Origin of the sequence: Pantoea sp. DY-17, from assembly GCF_019795975.1 — a bacterium.
GTDB lineage: Bacteria > Pseudomonadota > Gammaproteobacteria > Enterobacterales > Enterobacteriaceae > Pantoea > Pantoea leporis.
Genome location: NZ_JAIMIG010000001.1, coordinates 1,682,723 through 1,708,915 on the forward strand (window position 1 = coordinate 1,682,723; position 26,193 = coordinate 1,708,915).

A 26,193-nucleotide genomic window follows, 5' to 3' on the forward strand; every position below is an offset into this window, starting at 1 on the left:
AAAGTGAACAGAAACGGCGGGAATGGAACAAAACGAGCGGGAAAGAAGGGGTTTAGCCAGTTGGAAAACTTATGTGGCGGGCGGTGCGCGTTGTCCCTCACCCTAACCCTCTCCCGCGCGCGGGAGAGGGAACCGATCGAGCACAATGTCACTACGCAAAATAATTCGCGCTGTAGCAAGGCGGCAAGAAAATTCAGCCCCGGGAGCATAGTTAACTATGTGACCGGGGGGAATTTTCGCAGCCAACGCCGCTACAGCGTGAAGTATGAAGCGTATTAGCGTTTTTTACGGTTGCGATGCATATCTATTGAAACCGCTGCGACGATGATGATGCCTTTGATGATGTCCTGCACGTAAGCATCGACACCGACAAAGGTGAAGCCGCTCTTGATCAGGCCAAGGATCACTGCACCAATCAGCGTACCGGTGATGCGGCCCACGCCGCCCATCAGGCTGCTGCCGCCGATAACCGCAGCGGCAATGGCATCCAGTTCGTACGCCATCCCCATGCTGGACTGGCCGCTACTGACACGCGCCGCCAGCACCACACCCGCCAGGCCAGAGAGCGCACCGGCGATGGTATAGACGATGATCAGGTACTTATTAACGTTGATACCGGACACTTTGGCGGAGGTCATGTTGCCGCCAATCGCGTAGACATATTTGCCGTAGCGGGTGTGTTTCAGTGCGATATGGAACAGGAACGCCACCACCAGGAAGATAATGACCGGCATCGCGCCCTGGCCGATGGAGGTGAAGCCATCTGACAGGAAGCTAATCGGGTTACCCTGCGTGTAGTACTGCGCCAGACCGCGTGCCGACACCATCATGCCAAGCGTGGCGATGAACGGCGGAATACCGGTTTTGGTGATCAGCACGCCGTTCATTACGCCGCACAGCAGCCCGACCCCGATGCCGGCGACGATGGGAATCACCGCAGGCAGGTTCACCAGCGAGGGATACATCGGCGACAGGCTGTCTGAAGTTTGCGCCAGACTGGCCGCCACCACCGCGGTGAGGGCAATAACCGAACCGGATGACAGGTCAATACCGGTGGTGATGATGACCTGGGTCACGCCCACCGCGATGATGCCGATGATTGCCACCTGTAAAATAATCAGCACCAGGCGGTTGGTGTTCATCAGGAAAGATTGGTCACGTACGTACCAACCGGCAATTTCAAAAATCAGGGCAATGCCCACCATCACGACAAAAATCCCGGTATCTTTTGGCAGCTTGTGACGCAGGTTGCCAAAGAAAGAACTCTGTTCTGCGGCCTGCGGGGCCGTAATTTTTACGTTACTCATAGGTGTCTCACGCCTCACTCGGATGCCAACGACAAAATGGATTCCTGATTGGCCTCTTCTTTATCGAGGATGCCGGTTATACGTCCGCCGTGCATAACCATCACGCGGTCGCTCATGCCGAGAATTTCTGGCAGTTCGGACGACACCATGATGATGGCCACGCCGCGATTCGCCAGTTCACTGATTAAGCGATAAATCTCTGCTTTTGCCCCCACGTCGATACCGCGCGTGGGTTCGTCGAGAATCAGGATCTTCGGTTGCGCCAGCAGCCAGCGGGCAATCAGCACCTTCTGCTGGTTACCGCCGCTGAGGTTATTGATGATCTGATCCATGGTGGGGGTTTTAATGTTCAGCTTGCGAATCTGATCCATGCAGTCCTGCGCCATTTTGATGTGGCTGACAAAACCGCTTTTATGGGTGTAATCGGGCATGTTGACGATGCTCATGTTCTCCATCACCGACAACACCAGAAACAGCCCCGACTTTTTACGGTCTTCGGTCAGGAACGCCATACCCTTCTCAATCGCCGTTGACGGCGAATCGATCTTGACCGGCACGCCATCAATCAGGATTTCACCGCTGTCGAAACTCTCCATGCCGAACAGGCTTTCCATCACTTCGCTGCGTCCGGCACCCACCAATCCCGCGACGCCGAGGATTTCGCCCTTGCGCACCGTGAAGTTGATGTCGGTGAAGCGATCTTTGCAGGTGAGATTGCGCACCGTCAGCACATCCCCACCGATTTCACCGTTGAATTTCGGGAACAGCTGGGTTAATTCACGGCCCACCATCTGCGTAATCAGTGACTGACGCGTGTATTCGCTGGTGCTGTTGCTGCCAACCCACGATCCGTCACGGAAAATACTGATCTCATCGGTAATGGTGAAAATCTCATCCATCTTATGGCTGATGTAGATGATGGCTTTGCCCTGCTCACGCAGGTCGCGGATGATGGTGAACAGGTGTGCCACTTCGGTTTCCGTCAGTGCCGAGGTCGGTTCATCCATGATCACGATGTCTGAATTCCATGACACCGCTTTCACGATTTCCACCATCTGCTGCGACGCAATACTCAACTCGCCAACCAGACGATCGGCTTTCAAACGGATATTGAGTTTGTTCAGCAGTTCCTGCGTCTGTTTGTTCAGCTTGCCGTGATCAACAAAGCCGTACTTCATCGGTTCGCGGCCGAGCCAGATATTCTCGGCCACGGTCATGTAAGGCACCAGATTGAGTTCCTGGTGAATCATGGAGATGCCGGAACGCAGCGCATCCATGGTGTCCTGAAACTGCACCGGCTCCCCTTTAATGCGAATGGTGCCCTTATCGGGACGATACATCCCGATAAGGCATTTCATTAAAGTGGATTTGCCCGCGCCATTTTCACCCATCAGGGCATGTACCGACCCCGGTTTAATACGCAGTGAGACATTGTCGAGTGCCTTCACTCCGGGGAAGAACTTGCTGATGCCTTCGGCTTCAAGCGCAAAAGCGGTCATACATCACCTCCGTACGGCTGAGTCGGTTACGGTTTTATTTCTGATTACGTGATTCGAACTGCGCCATGTTGTCTTTGGTGATCAGCTGGTAAGGAATGTTGATGACCTTTTCAACTTTCTCGCCGTTTGCCAGTTTCACTGCCGCCTGAACCGCACCTTCGCCCTGACCTTTTGCGTCCTGGAATACGGTGGCAACCATTTTGCCGTTCTTCAGCATCTGCAACGCATCTGGCGTTCCATCAACACCGGCAATCAGGATGTAGTTCGGGTTTTTACCCAGCGCCTGCAGCGCACCAATCGCCATTTCATCGTTGTTGGAGGCAATCGCCTGGATATCGTCACCGGCGGTCAGCCAGTTACTCACCACGTCTACCGCATCGTTACGCATGAATTTAGCGGTCTGTTTCTGTACCACTTTGATGCCCGGATATTTCGCTACCACTGCTTCTACGCCTTTGGTGCGGTCACGGGTCGATTCGTTAGCGAGGTCGCCCATCAGAATGGCTACGTTGCCTTTACCGTTCAGCGCTTTCGCCAGTGCTTCCATCTGCAGACGACCAGCCAGTTCGGAATCCGAACCGACGTAAGCCATTTTGTCTTTCAACTCGCCCGCCGGTTTACGGTTGACGAACACCAGCGGCACGCCCGCTTTCGCTGCGGCATCCATCAACGGTTTCACCGCGTTGGTATCCACCGGGTTAACGATGATGGCGTCAACGCCCTGACCAATGAAGTTCTGTACCTGCTGCAGCTGCTGTGAAACGTCACCTTTGGCATCTTCGACCTGGCCTTTAACGCCATCTTTGGTCATCTCTTTCTGCATTGCGGTGCGCAGAATGGTGAGGAAGTTGTCATCAAACAGCGCCATAGAAACGCCAACCTGAAGGTCTTTTGCCATGACAGCGGCAGGTAACATGCAAACTAACAGGGAAGTTAATAACGCTTTTTTGAATTTCATAGGTAACCCTTCTTATTCGTTAACATGCTCAGGTTGGCTGAGACCGCGAATGAAAAATATCTTTTACATTCACCCAACGTCGCTGGCGTTTTTTTTGTGGTTGTAGAGGCAAGGCTTCTGGTCTGACGCTATCGGTTTACTGCATCTTTTCTGTGTAACCTTCTACTAATCAGCCAGTTATTTTCGAAATGCCGTTTCAGATGACACAACTCATTTCGCCGGTGATGATTAGCAGTTCATTTATTTCATCTAACATGCATTTGAAACTTTCATCATAAAAGCACTGAAATGATTGTTTTAAAATCGGCAAATAACAAAACTTTGACATGCATCTAACATCTCAAAGGAATTGCGTTTAAAGTGAGATCTTGCTGGCAGTTTAGAATCTGATCATTCAAGGCAGAAAAGCAGCATTCCGCTGCTTTTACGCGCACTTAAACCAAAAGTGTGCAGTCGGGCTTTGACAATGGGGATCGGCATCGCTAATATGCGCCTCGTTCACACGATTCCTCTGTAGTTCAGTCGGTAGAACGGCGGACTGTTAATCCGTATGTCACTGGTTCGAGTCCAGTCAGAGGAGCCAAATTCAAAAACCCCGCTCAGGGAAACCTGAGCGGGGTTTTGTGTTTTTGAGGATTTGCCAGGTCGCCACGAGCAACTACGTCAGCGGAGCCAGCTCCAGACTGCTGCGGAAATCGTTGCCGACATAATCGTTATCTATCAGCTGGCGGCGGCGCAGTTCTGGCAGCAGGCCGTTGAGCAGCAAATCCTGCTGATCGGGCTGGCCGAGTCCATGCAACGAAATCACATCCAGCACGCCGGCGCGGTAGCGCTGTTCGATGGCATCGGCCAGGGTTTCTGGCGTACCGGCTACAAACCAGTGGCCGGTCTCTTCGGCTTTGATGATCAGCTCGCGCAAGGTTAATCCTTCCAACGCATAGCCACGGAAAATGGCGGCGCGCCCCTGACGACGATGCACCTGCGCCAGTTCGGGAATTAACGCGGCGGGCAGCGGTTGGTCGAGCGGCACATCGCGCAAATCCACCTCGCCGCCCAGCATATCGGCCACGCGTAATCTGCCCTGTTCATAGTTGATGCGTTCATGCTTATCGCGCAGACGGCGCGCCACATCGGCGTCGCTGTCGCCAATGATGGCGTGAAACGAGTTCATGATCAGCGGCGGATTATGTTCGCGGCCAAAACGTCGCGCCCGCTGCTGCACATCAGCCACGAAAGTTTGCGCCGCCTCAAAAGTAGGCTGCGAGGTGTAAATCACCTCGGCATAACGTGCGCCGAGCGTGACGCCCGCGTCGGATTGTCCCGCCTGAAACTGCACCGGACGGCGCTGTGGCGGCGGCGGTACGTTAAGCGGCCCCGCCACCTGAAAATAGTCGCCGCGATAGTGAATCGGATGCAGTTTGCTGTGGTCGAGACGAATACCGCCGCTGGCGGTGCGCTGCACTGCCGCGCGTTCGTTGGCGTCATATAGCGCGTTCATCACTTCAATAAATTCAGTGGCGCGCGCGTAGCGCTCCTGCGGTGGCGGCAGCTGGCTTTCACCGAAGTTCTCCTCGCCAACCGAGGAAGTTACCGCGTTCCAGCCCGCGCGACCGCCGCTGATGTGATCGAGCGTGCCGACCTGACGCGCCAGATTATACGGATGCAGCCAGCTGGTGCTGACGGTAGCGATTAAACCGATGTGCGAAGTGACCTGGCTCAATGCCGCCAGCGCAATCAGCGGATCTTGCGTGCCGGTGGTGCCCGCTAATCCGGCCGCATCGGCCTGCAGCAAATCGGCGGTGAACAGCCCGGTGATTTTTTCGCGCTCGGCAATTTTCGCCAGTTCGATGGCGCGCGTGATGCCCACGCCGGGCTGGCTGTCATTGGCGGCGGAAATCACACTGCTGGCGCCGACCAGCGTTTTCAGTTTTCTGCGATACGTTTGCGACACAACACTCTCCTTTATGGTTGTCGCGCGAAATCCGCTTTGACATGGTTTAAGGCGTCCGCATCGGTCAGCAGACGTAAGCCGGTGCGAGCCAGCACGCGCGCGCCAATCAGCAACGCCTGATAGCCGCGCGCTGAGTTGGCCGCTTCACGGAAGGGCACGGTGTGGAAAATCAGATCGTCATGGCCGATTTTCAGCCACGGATGCGCCGTCGGCACCGCGTGGCTGATGTCGCCAGCATCGGTGGAGACTTTGTTTTTCTGCGGCGAGAGATCAACCTGTTCGCCTGCCGCGGTGAACTCTTCCAGCAGCAAGGCATCCAGCGCTGAGTTGAGTTTGAAATCGCGCGGGCCAATCTGATGGTCAATCTCGACGCGCGCGCCGGTCGCCAGCGCCACGCCTTCAGCAATGGCACGCAGACGCGGCTCAAGGGATTCCACCACTTCGCGGCTGTCCGCGCGGATGTAGTAATGCGCGGAGGCGTATTCCGGGATCACGTTCGGGGCCTGGCCGCCGTTGGTGATAATGCCGTGCACGCGCACGCCATCCGGCAGTTGCTGACGCAACACGCTGATGCCGTTGTAGAGCAGCACCAGCGCATCCAGCGCGTTGATCCCTTCATGGGGCGCGCTGGCGGCGTGCGACGGCTTGCCGTAGAAGTGGAAATAGAGATGATTATTGGCGAGCGTGGATTCAGTCAGGCGGGTTTTGCCCGAAGGATGCACCATCAGCGCCACGTCGACATCTTTGAGGTAGCCGGCTTCGACAAAGCGCTTTTTCACGTTGCCTTTGGGTCCGCCCGGTCCGGCTAATCCGCCCTCTTCCGCTGGCGTGCCTAACACCACCACGCGTCCACCGGTTTGATCCAGTACCTGCGATAGCGTGATGGCCGCCGCCACGCTGGTGGTGCCAATCAGGTTATGACCGCAGGCGTGACCGATGCCGATCAGCGCGTCATATTCCGCGAGAAAAGCGATGGTGGGGCCCGGTTTGTCGCTGGCCTTCACCGCGTAGAACGCCGTTTCATGTCCGGCGACGTTGCGCGTGACCGCAAAGCCCTCAGCGCTGAGTAGTTGCGTGAGTTGCTCACTGGCAAAATATTCGTTGTTGCCGGTTTCGGGATTTTGGAATATCGCCTGCGATACCTTGAGATAAGCGGCGCTGTGTTGTTCGAGGCTGTTTTCGAGCGTGAGCTGAAGTGGATTCAGCGACATGAGCATTCTCCTTTGGCAAAACAATGCGCAATAGATTGCGCCGCTACCGTAGATGCACGTATTCGTAGCGGCGCGATTTATCGCGCATCAGTGATAATCAATGGCGCTTATCAATACGCTGCACTAACCGGTCGCCGAGCCACTGAATGCCGCACACCAGCACAATCAGCACCGCGATCACCGCGATCATCACTGAGGTTTCAAAGCGCTGATAGCCATAACGGATCGCCAGATCGCCCAGTCCGCCTGCGCCAATCGCGCCGGCCATGGCCGAAGCACCAATTAGCGCCACCAGCGTAACCACAAACCCCGACAAGATGCCGGGCAGCGCTTCCGGGATCAGCACGTCCCAGACGATACGCAGCTTGCTGGCGCCCATGGCGCGCACCGCATCAATCAGGCCGCGATCGACATCACGCAGAGACACTTCGGCCACGCGCGCGAAGTACGGCGTTGCGGTGATCGACAGCGGCACAATCGCGGCCCAGGTGCCGAGCGAGGTGCCGACCAGAAAACGGGTAAAGGGAATCAGCGCTACCAGCAGAATGATGAACGGCAGCGAGCGGAAGCTGTTGATGATCAGGCCCAGCACGCGATTCACGCCACGATGCTCAGCAATGCCGCCGGGGCTGGTCATCACCAGAATCAGGCCGAGCGGCAAGCCGGCCACCAGCGAAAACAGACCGGAGATCACCGTCATTAAAACCGTTTCGCCTAACGCATTGAGTAAAAGATCAATCATGACTGGCGACATAACCCACCAACTCCACTTGAGCCTGCTGCGCGTGCAGCCAGCTGAGAATCTGTTGCTCGTCGGCCACGTTGGCTGCCGGGAGCGCAATAAAGAAACGCACCACCGCGTAGTGCTGGATGTGATCGATGCCGCCCTGCAGCAGGCGGAACTTGCCCGGCAGCGCGCCGGCAAAGCGGGTGAGCAGATCGCCCTGCGCATCGTCACCGGCAAAGTGCACGCTGTAGATGGCGTCGCCTTGCTTGTCATCGCTGAGGCGCGCAGCAATATTTTCCGGCAGCTGCGGCAGCAAACCGCGCAGCAGCGTGCGCGTCAATTGCGAGTTGGGATGCGCAAACACCTGCCAAACCGGACCTTGTTCAATGATTTCACCGGCATCAATCACCGCCACGCGATGCGCCACGGATTTGATCACTTCCATCTCATGGGTAATCAGCAAAATGGTGATGCCGAGTTTTTGATTCAGGGATTTGAGCAGCGCCAGAATCGAGCGCGTGGTTTCCGGATCGAGCGCCGAGGTGGCTTCATCGCACAGCAGCAGCGCCGGACTGGCCGCCAGCGCGCGGGCAATGCCAACGCGCTGTTTTTGTCCACCGGATAACGCCGCCGGATAGCTTTGCGCTTTATCCGCCAGTCCTACCAGCTCCAGCAGTTCCGCCACGCGCTGCTGGCGTTGCGCTTTATCCATGCCGGCAATTTTCAGCGGCAGCGCAACGTTCTGCGCCACCGTTTTTGCCGATAACAGATTGAAGTGCTGGAACACCATGCCAACACGACTGCGCACCGTTTGCAGCTGTTTTTCCGACAGGCCGGTGATGTTCCGGCCTTCGATTTCAATGACGCCTTCATCAGGTTGTTCCAGCCCGTTGAGACAGCGGATCAGCGTGGATTTCCCCGCGCCGCTGCGTCCAATCAGGCCAAGAATTTCGCCTTTCTGCACCGTCAACGAGATATCGCGCAGCGCCTGGGTTTGTCCAAAGCGACGTGACACGCCTTGCAGGCGCACCACGCTGCCGCTGTCGCGAAACTTCACCTGCGCCTCGTCATGGGCACTTTCCGCCACGCCGCGTTTGACGGCGGTAAATGGCGTTTCGGCTGCTGAGAATAACGTCATCTTGTTTGTTCCTTACCAGGCCGTTTCGCCCGTGCCTTTGTAGACCTTGTCAAACACGGTCTTCACGGCATCGTTCTGATAAGAAGCCACCAGCGTTTTCACCCACGGCGCGCTGACGTTCTCTTTCTTCACCGCAATAAAGTTGTTGTACGGGTTATCTTTTACCGGCTCCTGCGCAATGCGGTCTTCTGCGGTCAGGCCACTTTTCAGCGCCCAATCGGTGTTGACGACGGCGGCATCCAGATCAGGAACGGAGCGGCCGATGATGCCGGAATCCAGCTCTTTGATTTTCAGATGATGCGGATTCGAGGTGATATCGGCGGTGGTGGCCGCGATGCCGACGCCCGGCTTCAGTTTGATCAGACCTTGTTGCTCAAGCAGCACCAGACCGCGCGCTTCGTTAGAGGGATCGTTTGGCACGCCAATCACCGCGCCCTCTTTCAGCTCTTTCGCGCTTTTCACTTTCTTCGAGTAGAGACCAATCGGCCACACGGCGGTATCGCCGACGCGCACGATGTCGTAGTGATTGACCTTGATTTGATTATTGAGGAACGGCTGATGCTGGAAGGCGTTAGCATCCACTTCGCCGTTTTGCAGAGCTTCGTTCGGCTGGTTGTAATCGTTGAAGATCACGGTTTTCACCGTTAAGCCTTTTGCCGCCGCCTGTTTGATCACTTCGCGCCAGACGTCTTCATCTTCGCCGCTCATAATGCCGACTTTAACCGAGGTTTTGTCCGCCGCGTGGGCGATGGACAGCGGCGACAGCGCCGCACTGGCCAGCAGCAAGGCGCCAGCCGTTAACAGGAATTTATTTTTTACTGATGACAGACGTGTGTGCATAAAATGCTTCCTAATCGTTATAATTGCGCGAGTCAAAATAAGCTGTCGTAACGACAGATGACCGCAGTATACGCAGTTGCTTATTCCTGCATTATGATTTATTCAGAAATGCTATTCCTGAAAAGCATAAAGCCGCAGCGCCGCTCGCATCGCCACACGCGAGAAATGGCTGTGCTATCCTCCCCCTTTTGATGGACTTGTTACTGAGCGCTATGTCGGACACCACACCTAAACGAAAAAATGACCCTGAAGGGCTGAAGAAACGCATCCTTGCTGGTGCGCTGAAAATGTTCGCCGAGTTCGGTATGCAGGGCGCGCGGCTGGAGCAGATCGCTGAGCACGCGCAAACCACTAAACGCATGGTGGTGTATCACTTCGGCAATAAAGAGCAGCTCTATATTGAGGTGCTGGAGCAGGTGTATCAGGCGATTCGCCAGCATGAAACCGGCCTTAATCTCGCCGAGATGGCACCGGAACTGGCGATGACCAAACTGGTGGAAGCCAGCTTTGATTACCACGTTTCGCACCCGGATTTTATGCGGCTGGTGTGTACCGAAAACCTGCTGCGCGGGCGCTACATCATGCAATCCGAACGCATCAAGGCGCTGAACAAAAGTGCACTCGATGTGCTGGATGACATTCTGACGCGCGGCCAGCAGCAAGGGCTGTTTATTGCTGGGCTGGATACCGTGGATGTGCACCGCTTGCTGAGCAGCATTTGTGTGCATCACGTCTCCAATCGCTACACCTTTCACACGCTGTTCACGCCGAACGATAGCGAGGAAGACAGCATCCGTCGCAACCGCCAGTTAGCCGTCACCGCCACGCTGCGTTATGTGCGCAAAGCCCCGTAGGCTGCGGCTGCGCGCTGATGGTCTACGCTTTTAAATTTGGGACCGTCACAGACCACAGACTAAGGAACGCCGTAGTGAACAAAGATCCCCACCTTTATCCCTTACGCCATACGCAGAATACCGATCAGGACAGCGCACTGTGGAACTGGGCGCAAAACTCGGTGGTTGGTCAGCGTAGTCAGTTACATCAGCCGCAAACTGAAGCGGAGTTGCAACAACTGCTGCGCACCGCCAGCGGCAAAGTGCGCGTGCTGGGCAACCGCTTGTCGCCGGGCCGCATGCTGGGCGTTGATGAGCAGGATTTGCTGCTGGATCTCAGCGCGTTCAACGGCGTGATCGCCCAGGACGAAGAGAGCGTCACCTTTGCCGCCGGTACGCCGCTGGAGCAGGTTTACAGCACCTTAACCGAGATGGATCGCATGCTGGCCTCGTCGCCGGGCGTGATTGCGGTGCAGACGCTGGCGGGCGCAATGGCCACCGGCACGCACGGCCAGGGTTTAGCACAAAGCTCCATCGCCGATGAAGCGCTGCGCATCCGCATGGTGTTGGCTGACGGTAGCGTGCGTGAATTTGTGCGCGGTGAGCCCGATTTCGCTGCCGCACAGGTTTCGCTCGGCACCTTGGGCATTGTGACGGCCGTGACGCTGCGCACCCGCCCTTTCCGCCTGTTTACCTGCCACAAATTCGCCGTCTCCGCCGATACGCTGGAGAACGATCTAATCGAATGGAACCAGCAATATGAGATGAGCAAAGCCTGGTGGTTTGTCGATGACAACCTGATGCACGTGTGGAACGCGCACGAAGCCAGCGCTGAAGATTCGCAGGCATGGCACGCCAATCAGCGCGAGGTGATTGAGCATGGCGATGACACCGACAGCAGCCTGAATGACACCATCGATCAGACGCTGGCGCAGATGCATCGCGATACGCAGATTCACGGCAAAGGCGGCAAACAGTTCCGCACCGTGACGCGCTTCCGCGATTTCACCGACATCAGCGGCGATATCTATCAGCTATTTTGTCGCGGCATTGCCGTACCGCAGATCAACGTCGAGATCGGCGTGCCGCTGGAGAAAACGCCGCAGATTATCAGCAAGATCAAAGCGTGGTATGCCGAGAATCACCCGCATATGCACTATCCGATCATTCTGCGCTGTACCGGCGCGTCTGAAGGCTGGCTCAACCCGGCGTATCAGCACGCCACCTGCTTCTTTGGCTTTGTGGTTTATTACGCTGATGACGGTTCGCTGTCGCAGGATGGCCTGCATTTTCTCACTGAAGTCGAGAAGCTGCTGGCGGCCGAAGGCGGACGTCCGCACTGGGGCAAATATTACGATCCGCAGCGCTATCAGTGGCGCGATATCTATCCGCAGTGGGACGCTTTCCGCGCGGTGCGCGACCAGCTCGATCCACAACGCCGTTTTAGCAATGACTATGTCACTGCTTTGTTTGATTAAGTTTGAAGGGGAGAAACCATGTTTGCATGGGTAACGCTGTTAACGCAGCCGGACTATTTCATTGGCGTGAAGGCGCTGCACCGCTCGCTGAAGCGCAGCGAAACCCGCTGGCCGCTAATTGTCATGGTCACCGACGCCATCGATCTGGAGACGCGTGAGGCGTTGCAGGCGCTGGGCTGTGTGATACATCCGGTGGATCCGCTGACGCCAAACGCCGAACTGGAGCAGCATTACGCCTCGGCGCAGTTCGGTGAAGTGTGGAGCAAGCTGCGCGCGTGGGAGCTGGTTGATTGTGAGCGCGTAGTATTTCTCGATGCCGACATGCTGGTGCTGCACAATATGGATGAGCTGTTTACGCTCGATCTGGGCAAGCATGCGCTGGCAGCGTGCCACGCCTGTCGCTGCAACCCCAATAAGATCGCCAGTTATCCAGCCAGCTGGCAGCCAGAGAATTGTCACTATACCTGGCAGGATCGCGGCGAATCGGCACCGTCTACGCTCGATCGCTACCTGAACGGCGGCTTCCTGGTGTTGAAGCCGGATTTGGCGGTGTTTGAGTGGCTGCAGGAAAAAGTGGCGGGCATTACCGATCTGCGTCGCTACCCGTTCTCGGAGCAGGATTTGCTTAATGAAGTGTTCGAGGATCGCTGGCTGCCGCTTTCGTACAAATACAATGCGCTGAAAACCTTGCCGTTCCAGCACAGTAAGATGTGGCGTGAAGATGAAGTGAAGAACCTGCACTTTATTCTGGCGAAGCCGTGGAAACGCGACTTGAATCAGCCTGAATCGGAACGCGACCGCTACTACGCGCTGGATAAGCTATGGTGGGAGTTAGCGGCGGAATAAAAAAAACAGCGCGATTCGTCGCGCTGTTTCATATGAATTGCCCATTACTGCGGGCCAGGTCGCCATAAATGGGTGCCCGACGCAGCTTATGAACGGGTCTTCGCAATGCGCTCGAGCGCGACCTGCGCCAAAAAACCTGAACGGGTTTTGAATTCGGGATGCGTTGCTACGCAGCGGTCAATGCGATCAATCAGCAGTTTTGGCAAGGTTACGTTGATTTTCTCGGACCCGCCCAAAATGCGAGTGATATCCACATCAATAAGCACCCAAACATAACCTGCATATTGCGGATCTTTCATCAACGATTTCAATTCAGAAACCGCCGGGATGTCCTGCTCTAATTCTACCAGCAGCTCCAGATGCCCGATAATCGCCTCTTTGGCATTTGTTACCGCCGCTTCCAGCGTATCTCCAGCAGAAAAACAGCCCGGTAAATCCGGCACCGTGACGCCAAATGCCGTGCTTTGGTCACCCGCCTCAATCGCGATGGGATAAAACATACGTCACCTCTTTCGAATTAATGGACAGTCAGTCCGGCTTGTTTCCTGATACTTTTCACCGTTTTGATCGGCAAATCCTTTTTGGGGTGCGGTATCGTCACCAGCCCTTTTTTTACCGGATGGACAAAATGGTGATGGCTGCCGTTCACACGTATCAGTTCCCAGCCATCGGCCTTGATCTCGGCCATTAATGATCTGCTATCCAAGCCATTGCCTTTCCGCGTCCTGAAAGCATAAAAGATAACCCCAATAACTCTAAATCGCAAGAAGAGTTATTGGGGTTATCTATTCCCAAATAAAAAGGTCGTCATAAATGACGACCTCAAGATGAGTGGTGGATGGAAATTTATTGCGCTTTTGGCTCGCCCATCGCTTTCAACTTCTTCGACAGCTCGCGACGCTCTTTGGAGAGGTCAGCGTTTTTGATGATGTATTCATCAACGCGGTCTTCATAGTCCACACGCATGCTGGCGATAATTTCCTGCACCGCCTCGATGCTCATGCCGGGTTTGATGTATTCACTCAGGTTGTCCAGCAGCAGCACACGTTTCTGGTTATCACGGACTTTCTTCTCGTTATCCACGATTTCGCGCTGCAGTTTGTTTTTACGACGGAACATACGCACAAACTCCAGTACGTCCTGAAATGATTGCTTGGCATTTTCCATGTTGGCACCTTTCTTGAGGCCTGCGTCGGCAGGCGGAATAGTCATAACGTTTAGCTTAGCGGCTTGGCCGCCAGGGTTGCAATTCTCACCGCTAAATTCGGACTGGCGCTTATCTTAGCGCAAAGAAAGGGTGATTCACATTAAGTCCTTGCCTGAGAAAACTATTTACGCAGCGCCAGACGCACTAAATCGGTCATACGCTCCAGCTGACGCGCCTGTTCGAGGCTCAGCCAAACGTAGCCGTAAATCGCCGTGGTTTCGGAACGTCCGCTGCGATTAGCAATCAGCTGCTCCAGCTCTTGGGTGATCTCCTCGAGCGCGTGGCTGTTGGCGGTGATCTGCTCGGTTTCGCCTTTCACCATCAGCGTGGCCAGCGCATTTAGCGTGTCTTCGGTCATCTGCTGGGTGCGGCGCAGCGTAGGCGCGTTGAGCATAATCAAGTGGCTTTCACGCGACGACCACCATGCATCAATCTGCATCTGCATGGTGTTGACCAGATTGCGATTGATGGTCTGGATCGCCTCAAACACCGATTTCGGAATGCGCGTCTCTTTACTCGCCGGCTCCAGCAGCGCGCGCATTTTGATCACGCTGCTCAGCAATTTCTGAAAAGGTTTATTCAGCCGCGGCTTCTCCAGCAGATTGGCGGAGAAGCCGGTGTGATGCAGTTTGGCCATGGCGATAAACGCATCCGACAACTGGATGCGCCAATGGGTGTAGGCGCGCTGCGCCCAGATGGCGCTGAACAGCAGCGCCATCAGTGAACCGAGAATCACATCGCCTCCGCGCCACATGGCGATGGTGAAATCCCCGGCCGGTGCGCCAACCACCACGCCGAGCGTGATGCCGATCAGCAGCGCCATGTAAGGATGTTTTCCCAGCGTCAGATAGCCACAGACCACCATCACAACGGCGCACCACACCAGCATCACCGGCAGTGAAAACAGCTCAAGCTTGAGCGCGATCAGGCCAGAAATCAGACCGGCAAAAGTGCCGCTAATGCGCTGCACCACGCGCGGCAGCACGTTGCCCCAGGTGGAAATCGGCCCCATCACGACCACCAGCGTAATCAGCGGCCAGGTGCCTTCGGGAATGTCGGTGAGCCGCACAAACAGGAAACACAGCACAAAGGCGATAGCGATACGCACGCCGTGTACGGTGCGATAGTGGCGGTAGAACCAGAACTCAATCTGCGAGATGGGCTTGTCAGCGCGTAACATGGTTGTCCGGGAACGCTAAAAATTTGCGCGCTATGTTACCCTGGCGACGGCTGCATCATCAGGGTCGAACGCAATTATTTTTCAGGTTTTGCTGAAATACAACATGGACGTTACATCAAGTTTTCTCAATAGAAACATTGATGTAACGCAGTGGGTTTGGTGCGCGCATTAAAACGGTTGCCATGAATGGCGATCAGAAAATCACGTCATCGCGCACCAGCACACCTTTCTGGTCTGCAACGCCAACAACGATTGTGTCATCATCGCCGCATCACGGCGACGATGATGACGCGGAAATACGCGACAGATTACAGTTTCTGTTTCACGTAATCGCTGATACGCGTAATGATGCCTGCCTCTTCCACCGCTTGCAGCGCGTAGAGCGGATAGCTGGCCAGCTGCTTATCTTTGTCCATCACCTGAATTTCGCCAATCTGCTCGCCCGCTTTCAGCGGCGCTTCCAGATCTTTACGATCGATAACGTATTTCGCCATCACGTTGGCCACTTCGGTGCGCGGCAGCGACAGGTAGATATCCTGCGTGGTGCCGACATCGACCTTATGCGGATTGCCGTACCAGACGTTTTCGCTGCCGATTTTTTTGCCTGCGTGGAACAGTTGCACGGTATCAAAGCTGTTTTGGCCCCACACCAGCAGCTTGCGCGCCTGATCTTCGCGCCCTTTCGGGCTCTTGCCGCCCATGATCACCGCAATCAGGCGATGACGGCCGACGACGTTGGAGGCGATGATGTTAAAACCGGCGCTTTCGGTGTGGCCGGTTTTCAGACCATCGACGTGCAGATTTTGATCCCACAGCAAGCCGTTGCGGTTGTTTTGGGTGATGCCGTTCCACGTCAGGGTTTTCTCCCCGTACATGGCGTAGAAATCGGGCTCGCCGCTGATGATGGCGCGCGACAGCACCGCCAGATCGCGTGCGGTGGTGTGCTGGCCCGGCGCATCGAGGCCGTGCACGGTTTCGAAATGGGTGTGCGACAGGCCGAGTTTCTGCACGTAGCTGTTCATCATGGTGACGAAGCTGCTTTCGCTGCCGGCCACGTGATCCGCCAGCGCTACGCAGGCATCGTTACCGGAATCGATGATCACGCCGCGCATCAGGTCGCGCACCGTGACCTGATCGCCAGGCTTGAGGAACATCAGCGAGGAGCCTTTGAACACCGGATTGCCTGCGCCCCACGCATCTTTGCCGATAGTGACTTTGTCATCGCGGCTGATTTTATTCTGATCGATAGCGCGATCCACGACATAGCCGGTCATCAGTTTGGTCAGGCTGGCCGGGTTACGCTCTTCATCCGGATTGCCAGCGGTGAGAATTTGTCCGGTGGTGGCGTCCATCAACACCCATGAAGCCGCATCAATCGGCGGTGGTGTCAGGGGAAACGGCATGCTGTCGTCAGCCTGCGCCCACGATGCCCAAATAATTATTCCAGATACAGTTACCAGCAGACGCCTTTTCAACACTTCTTCCTCAAAATCAAAAAAATGAATTTACCGCCGCACGTTTTACGGCAAATAGCGCTTACAGATCTGAATAAATTGAAAAAAAGTATGAACTGCGCATAAATGCTGCGCGCCCGCTCGCAGCGAGGATGATCGAGGTTGTACTGCTACCCATGGACGACTATCCTGTGCGTTGATTCTCCATTGCCAGGATAACGCCGTGCCCGCCTCTGAGTTCACCTTCTTATTCCACGATTATGAAACCTTCGGTAAAAGCCCGTCGCTGGACCGTCCGGCGCAGTTCGCGGGCCTGCGTACCGACAAAGAATTCAATGCAGTAGGTGAACCGCAGGTGTTTTATTGCCAGCCAGCCGACGATTATCTGCCGCAGCCGGAAGCGGTGATGATCACCGGCATTACGCCGCAAACCGCCAAAGCGCGTGGCGTGACCGAGGCAGCGTTTGCCGAACGCATTCACGGCCTGTTTAGCGAGCCGCAAACCTGTGTGATTGGTTACAACAATGTGCGTTTTGATGATGAAGTGACGCGCAATATCTTCTATCGCAACTTCTTTGATCCCTATGGCTGGAGCTGGCAGAACGGCAATTCACGCTGGGATCTGCTGGATGTGATGCGCGCCTGCTATGCGCTGCGTCCGGAAGGCATTGAGTGGCCGGAGAATGACGATGGCTTCCCCAGCTTCAAGCTGGAGCATCTGACTAAGGCCAACGGCGTGGCGCACGAACAGGCGCACGATGCGATGTCCGACGTTTATGCCACGCTGGCGATGGCAAAACTGGTGCAAGAGAAGCAGCCGAAGCTGTTTGAGTTTCTGTTTACCCATCGCAACAAACAGAAACTGATGACGCTGATTGATATCCCGCAGATGAAACCGCTGGTGCACGTCTCCGGCATGTTCGGTGCGGCGCGCGGTAACACCAGCTGGATTGTGCCGCTGGCGTGGCATCCGGATAACCGTAACGCGCTGATTGTCGCCGATTTGGCCGGTGATATGTCGCCGCTGCTGACGCTGGAATCTGACGAACTGCGCGAACGTTTGTATACCCGCCACAGCGATTTGGGCGATCTGCCTGCGGTGCCGATCAAGCTGGTGCACATTAATAAGTGTCCCGTGCTGGCGCCTGCCAGCACGCTGCGTCCGGAAGATGCCGCGCGCCTCAACATCGACCGTCAGCAGTGCCTTGCAAACCTCAAGCTGCTGCGTGACCACGCGGAAGTGCGTGAGAAAGTGGTGGCGCTGTTTGCCGACGCCGAGCCGTTTACCCCGTCAGATGATGTTGACGCGCAGTTGTATGACGGTTTCTTTAGCGATGCCGATCGCGCTGGCATGAATATCATCCGCCAGACGCCGCCGCAGAACTTACCGGCGCTGGATTTGACCTTCGACGATAAGCGCATTGCTAAATTGTTGTTCCGCTACCGTGCGCGCAACTTCCCCGGTACCCTGGATGACGCCGAACAGCAGCGCTGGTTGCAGCATCGCCGCGAAGCGCTGAATGCCGAGCGCGTGCAGGCGTTCCTGTTGGAGCTGGAGTCGCTGGCGAGTTTGCATGAGGGGAATACGGAGAAGATGGCGCAACTGAAGGCGCTCTATTTGTATGCGCAGGAGCTGGTGTCTTAGTCCTCTGCGATTTGATGCCCTCACCCCGGCCCTCTCCCACAGGGAGAGGGAGACGCTGCCAAATGCTGGCGTGTGCGCTCGATCGGTTCCCTCTCCCACAGGAGAGGGAGACGCTGCCAGATGCTGGCGTGAGCGCTCGATCGGTTCCCTCTCCCTGTGGGAGAGGGTTAGGGTGAGGGAAAACCCTTAAATCATCCCCCACACCAGCCACGTCAGTGCAAAACCGCTCAGCCCCATCACCGTCGTCAATACCGTCCAGGTCTTAAGGCCATCGGCCACTGACAAGCCCAGATAACGCGTCACCACCCAAAAACCCGCATCATTGACGTGCGACAAGCCTAACCCACCGAAACAGGCCGCCAACGTCACCAACACGCGCTGCATATCCGTCACATCGCCCACCGCCTGGCTTAACAAGCCGCTGGTGGTCAGAATTGCCACCGTTGCCGATCCCTGCGAAGCACGCAGCGCCAGCGACAGAATGAACGCAGCCGGAACTAATGGCAGATGCAAGGTTTCCAGCGTCAACGCCAGCGCTTTGCCCACGCCCGATTCCACCAGCACCTTACCAAACGCGCCGCCCGCGCCCGCCACCAGAATCACGCTGGCGGAGCTGGGAATCGCACGTCCGGTGAGATCTTCCAACTTCTCTTTGCTCCAGCCACGACGCACGCCGAGCAGCCATGCCGCCAGTCCCAGCGCAATCAGCAACGCAATGGCTGGCGTACCGATCACCGTCATCACCGCACGCAGCGTGCTGCCTTCAGCCAGTGTGGTATGCGCGACGGTACCCATGACGATCAACAGAATCGGCACAACAATCAGACCGGTAATGGTCAGTGCACCCGGCGCTGGCGCGTCGTTCTTCGGCTTACCTTCCGGCTTCGCCAGCTGCAGCTGTTCTAATACATCAACGGAAAGATGATATTGGCGCAGGTTCATCGCTTTCGCGACGTAATAACCGACGATACCGACCGGAATCGAGATCAGGATACCGAGCATCATCAGCCAGCCCATATCAGTGTGCAGAATGCCCGCCGCCGCCGCCGCGCCGGGATGGGTTGGCAGCGCCACATGCACCGTCAGCATCACGCCCGCCATCGGCAAGCCAAACTTCAGCGGTGACACGCGCGCCACTTTGGTGAAGCCATAAATCAGCGGAATCACGATGATGAAGCCGACTTCGAAGAACACCGGAATGCCGAGGATAAACGCCGCCATGGTCAGCGCCGCCACGGTACGCTTGATACCCAGCGATTTACTGAAGCGTTGTGCCAGCGACTCGGCACCGCCCGAGGCTTCAATCACTGCGCCGAGCATCGCCCCCAGCACGATGATAATGGTGATATGCCCCAGCAAGTTACCCATCCCGCTAAAGATGGTTTCCATAATTTTGTCGGCTGGAATGCCGGTCGCAATCGCCACCAGCAAGCTGACAATCAGCAGCGCCACAAAGGGGTGAACTTTGGTTTTAATCACCAGCAGCAGCAAGATCACAATGCTGGCGGTAGCAATGGCTAACAACAACGCGGTAGACATGATAATCCTCTGATTTAATTAGTATAGTTTGGGTACAGCTCTATCTGGTATTGACGGATTAAGGTATGACTTACCCAGCACAGTGCTGAAAATCCCTGTGCTGGGTGGTTAAACAAAAATTATTTAGCGTAAGGCGCGAACCAGCCGAGGCCGGCTTCAGTGCGGCCGCGCGGGATGTATTCACATCCCACCCAACCGTCGTAACCCACTTCATCCAGCAGGTCGAACAGATAGGAATAGTTGATCTCGCCTTCATCCGGCTCGTGACGATGCGGCGCCGAGGCGATCTGGATATGGCGATAACGCCCGGCGTATTCACGAATCAGATGCGTCAGATTGCCGTCCACCAGCTGTGCATGGAACAGATCGAGCTGGGTAAAGACGTTGGGCCGATCGATACGCGCCATCATCGCCAGCGTCTGATACTGGCTGGCGTAGAGATAATTCGGCTTAGTGACTGGATTAAGCGCTTCCAGCAGCAGGCGAATGCCGTGCGGCGCAAAACGCTCGGCGGCATAATGCATGTTACGCACGAAAGTCTCTTCATAGGCTGCACGATCGGCACCGTTTGGCACCGTTGCCGCCATTACATGCACCTGTTGGCAGTTGAGCGCCAGCGCATACTCCAGCGCCCGATCGATATCGGCACGCGCTTCCTGTTCACGGCCCGGAATGGCGGATACGCCCCACTCGCCCGCCTGCACGTTGCCCGCAGCGGTGTTTAACAGCACCAGTTCCAGCTGATGTTTTTCCAGCTCGGCTTTGATCACCTCGGCCGGAAAGTCATACGGGAACAGGAATTCAACGGCGCGAAAACCGGCATTGGCCGCGGCGGCAAAGCGTTCGATAAACGGCAACTCACCGAACTGCGTAGATAGATTGGCTGCAAACTTAGGCATTAAACATTCCTCAATTCCGCGACTTCGCTATCGGTCAGATAACGAATCGAGCGGTCACCGAGCGTAAACATCAGGCGCGCGGTCTCTTCCAGTTCTTCAGTGTTATTGGCAGCTTCGCGCAGGGATTTGCCCACCACCACCGGACCGTGATTGGCCAGCAGGAAGGCGTTATAGCGCGAGGCCAGATTGGCCAGATCGTCTGCCAGGCGCTGATCGCCCGGCTTGTAATAGGGCACCACCGGCACATCGCCGACGCGCATCACCACATACGGCGTGAACGGACGAATACAGTTTTCGCTGTCGAGATCGTTGAGGCAGGAGAGCGCCGTCAAATAGTGGCTGTGCAGATGCACTACCGCTTTGCACGCGGGATTATTCAGGTAGAGAGCGCGGTGAAAAGCCACCTCCTTCGACGGCTTGTCGCCGGAGATCCATTCGCCCTGAATCGTCACTTTCGACAGGCGATCGGCCTGCAGTTCGCCGAGGCAGGAGCCGGTTGGCGTCGCCAGCAAGTTGCCATCCTCCAGCAGCAGCGACAAATTGCCCGCTGAACCGGTGGCGTAACCGCGCTGAAAGAAGGACGCACCGAGCTGTACCATTTCTTCGCGTGCTTGTTGTTCCGTCATGCTGAAAACTCCTGTTGTGCGCGGGCAAAGAACTGTTCGTCGCCAAAGTTGCCTGATTTCAGCGCCAGCGACAGCGGCTGATGGATATCGCGTACCCACGGCACGCCCGGCGAAATCATTGGGCCAATGTGGAATGCGGTGACGCCAAGGCTTTGTGCCACCACGCCCGAGGTTTCACCGCCAGCAACGATGAAGCGCTGCCAGCCACGGGTTTTCAGTTCACGGGTTACTGCGGCAAACAGCTGCTCAACCGCTTCACTGCTGCGCGCCGCGCCGTATTGCTGCTGAATGGCCTGCAGCTGCTGGGCATCGGCGGTAGCAAACAGCAAAGGTGCCAGATCGGACTGATGATGCGCTGCCACCCAATCACAGAGTTCCTGCGCATAGCTTTCGGTGTTATCGAGGCAGCGCTCCACCAGCACTTCATGCGAGGGCGCTTGCTGACGATACGCCTGCACCTGACGGTTGGTCATTTGCGAGCAGGAGCCTGAGATCACCACCGCGCGATCGCCTTGTGGGCGCCCGGCGTGTTCAGCATCACTGTTCTGCTGCTGCGTTGCCCAGGCGCGGGCGATACCGATCGCCAGGCCTGAACCGCCGGTCACCAGGCGCGTCTCTTTCAGCGCTTCGCCCTGCGTCAGCAGATGCTGCTCGTGCAGCGCGTCCAGCACCACATAGTTGATGCCCTGCGCTTTCAGGGTATCCAGCTGCGCACGCACCGCATCAGCACCTTGATCGAGCTGCGCGGCGTTGATCACTGCGGCCTGGCCTTTGGCCTGGCGCGTCATCAAACGCACCAGATTGCTATCGGTCATTGGCGTCACCGGATGATGGCGCATGCCCGATTCGGACAGCAGCTGATCGCCCACAAAAAGATAACCCTGATACACCGTACGACCGTTAACCGGCAGCGATGGCGAGATCACCGTTTGCGTTTCGCCCAACGCTGCCAGCAGCGCATCGGTCACCGGACCGATGTTGCCCTGCTCGGTGCTGTCGAAGGTGGAACAATATTTGAAGTAGAAACGATCGCAGCCCTGCTGTTGCAGCCACTGCAGCGCCGCCAGCGACTGATCGATCGCCTGCTGTGCCGGGCATGAGCGTGACTTCAGGCTGATAACAATCGCCTGCGCGCTCAGCGCGTCATGACTTTCCGGCACGCCGTTGAACTGGATGGTCGGCAAACCGTTCTGCACCAGAAAACTGGCGATGTCGGTTGCGCCGGTAAAATCGTCTGCAATAACGCCTAAACGCATGATTATTGCTCCTTCGCCTGCGGCAGCGTGATGCCGCTGAAGATCTTGATCACTGCGCTGTCATCTTCACGACCGTGGCCGGCGTTGCTGGCTTCGGTAAACATATTGAGCGCAGTAGAAGCCAGCGGCAGCGGGAAGTGCAGCGACTTGGCGGTATCCGCCACCAGATTGAGATCTTTAACGAAGATATCGACCGCTGATTTCGGCGAGTAATCGCCATCCACCACGTGACGCATGCGGTTCTCGAACATCCATGAGTTACCGGCGGCGTTGGTCACCACGTCATACATGGTGTCGAGCGGGATTCCCGCGCGCGCGGCCAGCGCCATCGCTTCAGCGCCCACAGCAATGTGCACGCCCGCCAGCAACTGGTGAATGATTTTGACGGTTGAGCCGAGACCGATTTCGCTGCCCACGCGATAGACTTTCCCCGCCACCGCATCCAGCACAGGCTTGAGCAGGGCAAAAGCTTCATCGCTACCGGACGCCATTACCGTCATCTCGCCGACTGCGGCTTTGGCTGCGCCGCCGGAAACCGGTGCATCCAGCATCAGCAACTGATGCTGCGCCAGCTGTTGTTCTATCGCCTGCGCATCCTGTGAAGAGATGGTAGAAGAGACCATGACCACGGTGCCGGGCTTGAGCTGCGCCGCCACGCCGTTTTCACCGAACAGGATTGCTTTAACCTGCGCGGCGTTCACCACCAGCAGCAGCACCGCATCGAGTTCAGCGGCAAAGCGGTCAGCGGAGGTTTGCGCATCACGTGCACCGGCCTGACGCAGGGTTTCCAGCGCCTGCGGATTGAGATCAACACCCCAGGTATTTAATCCTGCACGGATGCAAGACTGCGCTGCACCCATGCCCATGGAACCTAAACCAATCACGCCGATGTTATTCACGGTTGCTGACATAGCAAACCTCCATTGTTAATTTAAGTGATAATTTGTTCATTGGTGTTAAGTCTGCCGCAGTCAGTGGCGAATAAACGTGCGTGATATCACAAAAATTAACTTAGCCGCTCAATGATTAACATGGATTCACAGCCGGAGGTCAGCGCTTCGAAGTCAGTCCAGATGGGATTTCTGCTTAGATTCCGCCAAGATAAATTGTGCTGCGGGCTGTGAATCGATGATCTACAATGTGAAAAAATGATAATTCAGGGAGAGCAAGGTGATTCCGGTTGAACGTCATCAACAAATTTTAGCGCTGGTGGGCGAACGCGGCGTGGTTAGCATTGCCGAGCTCACTGAGCGCTTGGGTGTGTCGCATATGACGATACGTCGCGATGTGCAGAAGCTGGAAGAGCAAGGTGCGGTATTGTCTGTTTCGGGCGGCGTGCGCTCAGCAGATCGCCTGGCGGCGGAGCCATCGCATCTGGCGAAAACCAATATGTACAGCGGCGAGAAGATGGCGATTGGGCAGTATGCCGCGCGTCATATTCCGCGTAATAGCTGCATCTATCTCGATGCCGGCACCACCACACTGGCGCTGGCGCGCGAGTTGCTTGAGCGTGATGACTTGCTGGTGGTGACCAACGATTTCGTGATTGCGCGCCTGCTGATGGAGAGCAGCGGCTGCAAGTTGATTCACACCGGCGGCACGGTATGTCGTGAGAACCGTTCCAGCGTCGGTGAAGCGGCCGCCAGAAGTTTGCGCCAGCTGGCGATTGATATCGCGTTTATCTCCGCGTCCTGCTGGGGCCCGCGCGGGCTGTTTACGCCGGATGAGGATAAGGTGCCGGTGAAGCTGGCGGCGAGCGATGTGAGTAGTAAGCGCGTGTTGTTAAGCGACAGTTCGAAGTACAACAAGATTGCGACGCATCTGGCGTTGCCGCTGGAGCGGTTTGATACCTTGATTACCGATGCGGGGTTGAGTAAAGCGGGACGCGAGGCGTTAGGTGCGGGGCGTTGGGAGTTGGTGTTGGCGGGATAGTGCGTGCTGTCCCCTACTCGATCCGTGTTCGCTGTCCCCTATCCCTGGTCCGTGCTTGCTGTCCCCCTCCTCGGTCCTCCCCCATAAATGGGGGAGGAAGATGGTGCTCTATGCGAGTGAGGAGGTGCATGTGGCAGCGTCTCCTTCCCCCGCTTGCGGGGGAAGGCCGGGATGGGGGACAGCGACGTCGATCAAATCACACTTCTTCGCTGAACTGCGGAACCGGGTTGCGGAAGGTGCGGGTCACAAAGGCGAGGTAAATAATACCAATCGCTGCCCACACCAGGCCGAGCACCATGGAGGTCTCTTCCAGGTTAATCCACAACGCACCCACCGTCAGGGCACCCATTACCGGCAGCACCAGATAGTTGATGTGATCTTTCAGCGTCTTGTTACGCTTCTCACGGATCCAGAACTGCGCAATCACCGACAGGTTCACAAAGGTAAACGCCACCAGCGCACCGAAGTTAATCAGCGCAGTTGCGGTTACCAGGTCGAAGTTGATCGCCATCAGCGCGACCGCACCCACCAGCAGTACGTTCAGAGACGGCGTGCGGTATTTCGGGTGCACGAAGCCAAAGAAACGCTGTGGGAACACGCCATCGCGGCCCATCACGTACATCAGACGTGAAACGCCTGCGTGCGCGGCCATACCGGATGCCAGCACCGTCACCACCGAGAAGATCAGGATGCCAATCTGCAGCGCTTTACCCGCCACGAACAGCATGATTTCTGGCTGTGAAGAGTCCGGATTCTGGAAACGCGAGATGTCCGGGAAGTACAGCTGCAGGAAGTAAGAGACACCGATAAAGATCACACCACCAATCAGCGCGGTGAGGAAAATCGCGCGCGGGATAGTGCGTTCAGCATCTTTGGTCTCTTCCGACAGCGAACTGATACCGTCGAAGCCGAGGAACGAGAAGCAGAGAATGGTCGCACCGGTAATCATCGGGACTACGTGCGCATTCTCAGACCAGAACGGTTTGCTGCTGGTCAATGTTCCCTCGCCAACACCGTGCGCCACACCGTAAACCACCATGCCGGTAATCACTACCATCACCACCACCTGCAGCACCACGATCACGCTGTTAAAGTTAGCAACGGTTTTGATTCCACGCAGGTTGGAGATGGTCATAAAGGCCACCAGCAGCACCACGAAAATCCATGACGGAATGCCCGGCACCAGCGTCTCAAAGTAGCTTTTCGCCAGCAGGATGTTGATCATCGGCATGAACAAGTAGTCCAGCAGTGATGACCAGCCAACCATAAAGCCGACGTGCGGACTGATTGCCTTCTGAGCATAGGTGTAAGCGGAGCCCGCAGATGGGAAGCGGCGTACCAGCTTGCCGTAGCTCACGGCAGTAAACAGAATCGCGATCAGGGCGAAAGCATAAGCGGTGGCGACGTGGCCGTCGGTTAATCCAGACACAATACCGAAAGTATCAAACAGGGTCATTGGCTGCATATACGCCAGGCCCATCATGACAACCGGGATCAGGGTCAGAGATTTTTTCAGGTGTGCACGCTGAGGTGCGGCAGAGGTGTTAAGCGACATTGTTCAGGCCCCCGCAGACGACAACCGCGATCGGTTGGGCTACAGGGCTACTGCGCAATTTGCTGCAGTGAGAAGTGATATTAGTGTTTACGATTGTCGCGGCGCCGTAGTC

General features: G+C 56.3%; 24 protein-coding genes and 1 tRNA gene. 6 read left to right on the forward strand and 19 right to left on the reverse strand.

The window, feature by feature from the left end; all coding sequences use genetic code 11:
• Window positions 1-275: 275 nt before the first annotated feature.
• From K5Y33_RS07960 to K5Y33_RS07970, 3 genes are read right to left on the reverse strand one after another with little or no spacing between them, the layout of a single operon-like run.
• Window positions 276-1,307 carry an ABC transporter permease gene (locus K5Y33_RS07960; RefSeq protein WP_101763421.1) on the reverse strand — a complete coding sequence of 344 codons (1,032 nt, stop codon included), beginning with the start codon at window positions 1,305-1,307 and terminating at the stop codon, window positions 276-278.
• Window positions 1,308-1,321: 14 nt separating this feature from the next.
• On the reverse strand, window positions 1,322-2,806 hold the full coding sequence (locus K5Y33_RS07965; protein WP_222233646.1) for a sugar ABC transporter ATP-binding protein: 1,485 nt from the start codon (window positions 2,804-2,806) through the stop codon (window positions 1,322-1,324).
• Between the two features lie 34 nt (window positions 2,807-2,840).
• Complete coding sequence (locus K5Y33_RS07970; protein ID WP_222233647.1) at window positions 2,841-3,764, reverse strand: sugar ABC transporter substrate-binding protein; 924 nt, start codon at window positions 3,762-3,764, stop codon at window positions 2,841-2,843.
• A gap of 507 nt (window positions 3,765-4,271) precedes the next feature.
• Between K5Y33_RS07970 and K5Y33_RS07975 the strand changes: the two genes are divergently transcribed.
• Window positions 4,272-4,347, forward strand: a tRNA-Asn gene (locus K5Y33_RS07975).
• A 75-nt stretch (window positions 4,348-4,422) separates the two neighbouring features.
• On the opposite strand, the gene K5Y33_RS07980 is transcribed toward K5Y33_RS07975, so the two are convergent.
• The 5 genes from K5Y33_RS07980 to K5Y33_RS08000 form a co-directional block, all read right to left on the reverse strand.
• Window positions 4,423-5,715, reverse strand: a complete 1,293-nt coding sequence (locus K5Y33_RS07980; RefSeq protein WP_222233648.1) for an NtaA/DmoA family FMN-dependent monooxygenase — start codon at window positions 5,713-5,715, stop codon at window positions 4,423-4,425.
• An 11-nt stretch (window positions 5,716-5,726) separates the two neighbouring features.
• Window positions 5,727-6,926, reverse strand: a complete 1,200-nt coding sequence (locus K5Y33_RS07985; protein WP_192233456.1) for a M20 family metallopeptidase — start codon at window positions 6,924-6,926, stop codon at window positions 5,727-5,729.
• A gap of 97 nt (window positions 6,927-7,023) precedes the next feature.
• Window positions 7,024-7,680 (reverse strand): methionine ABC transporter permease, encoded by a 657-nt coding sequence (locus K5Y33_RS07990; RefSeq protein ID WP_192233454.1) that lies wholly within the window; start codon window positions 7,678-7,680, stop codon window positions 7,024-7,026.
• Window positions 7,661-8,791, reverse strand: coding sequence for a methionine ABC transporter ATP-binding protein (locus K5Y33_RS07995; RefSeq protein ID WP_222233649.1), 1,131 nt, complete (start codon window positions 8,789-8,791; stop codon window positions 7,661-7,663). Before K5Y33_RS07995 ends, K5Y33_RS07990 begins: the two co-directional genes overlap by 20 nt.
• A gap of 12 nt (window positions 8,792-8,803) precedes the next feature.
• The gene (locus K5Y33_RS08000; protein ID WP_222233650.1) at window positions 8,804-9,631 is read right to left on the reverse strand and encodes a MetQ/NlpA family ABC transporter substrate-binding protein; all 828 of its coding nucleotides are present in this window, start codon (window positions 9,629-9,631) and stop codon (window positions 8,804-8,806) included.
• A 212-nt stretch (window positions 9,632-9,843) separates the two neighbouring features.
• On the opposite strand from K5Y33_RS08000, the gene K5Y33_RS08005 reads away from it, so the two are divergent.
• From K5Y33_RS08005 to K5Y33_RS08015, 3 genes are all read left to right on the forward strand, one after another.
• Window positions 9,844-10,485 carry a TetR family transcriptional regulator gene (locus K5Y33_RS08005; RefSeq protein WP_101763413.1) on the forward strand — a complete coding sequence of 214 codons (642 nt, stop codon included), beginning with the start codon at window positions 9,844-9,846 and terminating at the stop codon, window positions 10,483-10,485.
• A 74-nt stretch (window positions 10,486-10,559) separates the two neighbouring features.
• A complete protein-coding gene (locus K5Y33_RS08010) occupies window positions 10,560-11,942 on the forward strand; it encodes a D-arabinono-1,4-lactone oxidase (protein WP_222233651.1) in 1,383 nt (460 codons plus the stop codon).
• Between the two features lie 18 nt (window positions 11,943-11,960).
• Window positions 11,961-12,788 carry a glycosyltransferase family 8 protein gene (locus K5Y33_RS08015; RefSeq protein WP_222233652.1) on the forward strand — a complete coding sequence of 276 codons (828 nt, stop codon included), beginning with the start codon at window positions 11,961-11,963 and terminating at the stop codon, window positions 12,786-12,788.
• Between the two features lie 86 nt (window positions 12,789-12,874).
• On the opposite strand, the gene K5Y33_RS08020 is transcribed toward K5Y33_RS08015, so the two are convergent.
• The 5 genes from K5Y33_RS08020 to dacD form a co-directional block, all read right to left on the reverse strand.
• Window positions 12,875-13,288 (reverse strand): type II toxin-antitoxin system HicB family antitoxin, encoded by a 414-nt coding sequence (locus K5Y33_RS08020; RefSeq protein WP_222233653.1) that lies wholly within the window; start codon window positions 13,286-13,288, stop codon window positions 12,875-12,877.
• Between the two features lie 17 nt (window positions 13,289-13,305).
• Window positions 13,306-13,494 carry a type II toxin-antitoxin system HicA family toxin gene (locus K5Y33_RS08025; protein WP_007891008.1) on the reverse strand — a complete coding sequence of 63 codons (189 nt, stop codon included), beginning with the start codon at window positions 13,492-13,494 and terminating at the stop codon, window positions 13,306-13,308.
• Window positions 13,495-13,634: 140 nt separating this feature from the next.
• Complete coding sequence (gene tmaR, locus K5Y33_RS08030; protein WP_008110563.1) at window positions 13,635-13,955, reverse strand: PTS system regulator TmaR; 321 nt, start codon at window positions 13,953-13,955, stop codon at window positions 13,635-13,637.
• Window positions 13,956-14,116: 161 nt separating this feature from the next.
• On the reverse strand, window positions 14,117-15,175 hold the full coding sequence (locus K5Y33_RS08035; RefSeq protein WP_101763409.1) for an FUSC family protein: 1,059 nt from the start codon (window positions 15,173-15,175) through the stop codon (window positions 14,117-14,119).
• A 308-nt stretch (window positions 15,176-15,483) separates the two neighbouring features.
• Window positions 15,484-16,650 carry a serine-type D-Ala-D-Ala carboxypeptidase DacD gene (dacD, locus tag K5Y33_RS08040; RefSeq protein WP_192233442.1) on the reverse strand — a complete coding sequence of 389 codons (1,167 nt, stop codon included), beginning with the start codon at window positions 16,648-16,650 and terminating at the stop codon, window positions 15,484-15,486.
• Window positions 16,651-16,852: 202 nt separating this feature from the next.
• Here dacD and sbcB point away from each other — a divergent pair, with 202 nt between their 5' ends.
• A complete protein-coding gene (gene sbcB, locus K5Y33_RS08045; protein ID WP_110866679.1) occupies window positions 16,853-18,274 on the forward strand; it encodes an exodeoxyribonuclease I in 1,422 nt (473 codons plus the stop codon).
• Window positions 18,275-18,460: 186 nt separating this feature from the next.
• Here sbcB and K5Y33_RS08050 read toward each other — a convergent pair whose 3' ends face one another.
• From K5Y33_RS08050 to ltnD, 5 genes are all read right to left on the reverse strand, one after another.
• Window positions 18,461-19,813, reverse strand: coding sequence for a GntP family transporter (locus tag K5Y33_RS08050; protein ID WP_137386087.1), 1,353 nt, complete (start codon window positions 19,811-19,813; stop codon window positions 18,461-18,463).
• Window positions 19,814-19,932: 119 nt separating this feature from the next.
• The gene (locus tag K5Y33_RS08055; RefSeq protein WP_222233654.1) at window positions 19,933-20,712 is read right to left on the reverse strand and encodes an HPr family phosphocarrier protein; all 780 of its coding nucleotides are present in this window, start codon (window positions 20,710-20,712) and stop codon (window positions 19,933-19,935) included.
• The gene (locus K5Y33_RS08060; RefSeq protein WP_222233655.1) at window positions 20,712-21,338 is read right to left on the reverse strand and encodes an aldolase; all 627 of its coding nucleotides are present in this window, start codon (window positions 21,336-21,338) and stop codon (window positions 20,712-20,714) included. Before K5Y33_RS08060 ends, K5Y33_RS08055 begins: the two co-directional genes overlap by 1 nt.
• Entirely contained in the window at window positions 21,335-22,594 is a 1,260-nt protein-coding gene (gene otnK / locus K5Y33_RS08065; RefSeq protein WP_255610243.1) for a 3-oxo-tetronate kinase, read from the reverse strand. The genes K5Y33_RS08060 and otnK overlap by 4 nt, the downstream gene beginning before the upstream one ends.
• Before the next feature lie 2 nt (window positions 22,595-22,596).
• Entirely contained in the window at window positions 22,597-23,505 is a 909-nt protein-coding gene (gene ltnD / locus K5Y33_RS08070) for an L-threonate dehydrogenase (protein WP_222233656.1), read from the reverse strand.
• Between the two features lie 259 nt (window positions 23,506-23,764).
• On the opposite strand from ltnD, the gene ygbI reads away from it, so the two are divergent.
• Window positions 23,765-24,526: a DNA-binding transcriptional repressor YgbI gene (gene ygbI, locus K5Y33_RS08075; RefSeq protein WP_222212121.1), complete on the forward strand. Its 762-nt coding sequence runs from the start codon at window positions 23,765-23,767 to the stop codon at window positions 24,524-24,526.
• 196 nt (window positions 24,527-24,722) lie between these two features.
• Here ygbI and K5Y33_RS08080 read toward each other — a convergent pair whose 3' ends face one another.
• Complete coding sequence (locus tag K5Y33_RS08080) at window positions 24,723-26,081, reverse strand: APC family permease (RefSeq protein ID WP_222233657.1); 1,359 nt, start codon at window positions 26,079-26,081, stop codon at window positions 24,723-24,725.
• Window positions 26,082-26,193 lie beyond the last annotated feature (112 nt).

Bases quoted from the DNA above. Each gene is read 5' to 3' on its own strand.
- K5Y33_RS08050 (WP_137386087.1), bottom strand. From the start codon at position 19,813: ATGTCTACCGCGTTGTTGTTAGCCATTGCTACCGCCAGCATTGTGATC.
- K5Y33_RS08015 (WP_222233652.1), top strand. From the start codon at position 11,961: ATGTTTGCATGGGTAACGCTGTTAACGCAGCCGGACTATTTCATTGGC.
- K5Y33_RS07960 (WP_101763421.1), bottom strand. From the start codon at position 1,307: ATGAGTAACGTAAAAATTACGGCCCCGCAGGCCGCAGAACAGAGTTCT.
- K5Y33_RS07970 (WP_222233647.1), bottom strand. From the start codon at position 3,764: ATGAAATTCAAAAAAGCGTTATTAACTTCCCTGTTAGTTTGCATGTTA.
- otnK (WP_255610243.1), bottom strand. From the start codon at position 22,594: ATGCGTTTAGGCGTTATTGCAGACGATTTTACCGGCGCAACCGACATC.
- K5Y33_RS08080 (WP_222233657.1), bottom strand. From the start codon at position 26,081: ATGTCGCTTAACACCTCTGCCGCACCTCAGCGTGCACACCTGAAAAAA.
- K5Y33_RS08005 (WP_101763413.1), top strand. From the start codon at position 9,844: ATGTCGGACACCACACCTAAACGAAAAAATGACCCTGAAGGGCTGAAG.
- tmaR (WP_008110563.1), bottom strand. From the start codon at position 13,955: ATGGAAAATGCCAAGCAATCATTTCAGGACGTACTGGAGTTTGTGCGT.
- K5Y33_RS07965 (WP_222233646.1), bottom strand. From the start codon at position 2,806: ATGACCGCTTTTGCGCTTGAAGCCGAAGGCATCAGCAAGTTCTTCCCC.
- K5Y33_RS08020 (WP_222233653.1), bottom strand. From the start codon at position 13,288: ATGTTTTATCCCATCGCGATTGAGGCGGGTGACCAAAGCACGGCATTT.
- K5Y33_RS08035 (WP_101763409.1), bottom strand. From the start codon at position 15,175: ATGTTACGCGCTGACAAGCCCATCTCGCAGATTGAGTTCTGGTTCTAC.
- K5Y33_RS07985 (WP_192233456.1), bottom strand. From the start codon at position 6,926: ATGTCGCTGAATCCACTTCAGCTCACGCTCGAAAACAGCCTCGAACAA.
- K5Y33_RS07995 (WP_222233649.1), bottom strand. From the start codon at position 8,791: ATGACGTTATTCTCAGCAGCCGAAACGCCATTTACCGCCGTCAAACGC.
- K5Y33_RS07990 (WP_192233454.1), bottom strand. From the start codon at position 7,680: ATGTCGCCAGTCATGATTGATCTTTTACTCAATGCGTTAGGCGAAACG.
- K5Y33_RS08055 (WP_222233654.1), bottom strand. From the start codon at position 20,712: ATGCCTAAGTTTGCAGCCAATCTATCTACGCAGTTCGGTGAGTTGCCG.
- K5Y33_RS08060 (WP_222233655.1), bottom strand. From the start codon at position 21,338: ATGACGGAACAACAAGCACGCGAAGAAATGGTACAGCTCGGTGCGTCC.
- ltnD (WP_222233656.1), bottom strand. From the start codon at position 23,505: ATGTCAGCAACCGTGAATAACATCGGCGTGATTGGTTTAGGTTCCATG.
- K5Y33_RS08000 (WP_222233650.1), bottom strand. From the start codon at position 9,631: ATGCACACACGTCTGTCATCAGTAAAAAATAAATTCCTGTTAACGGCT.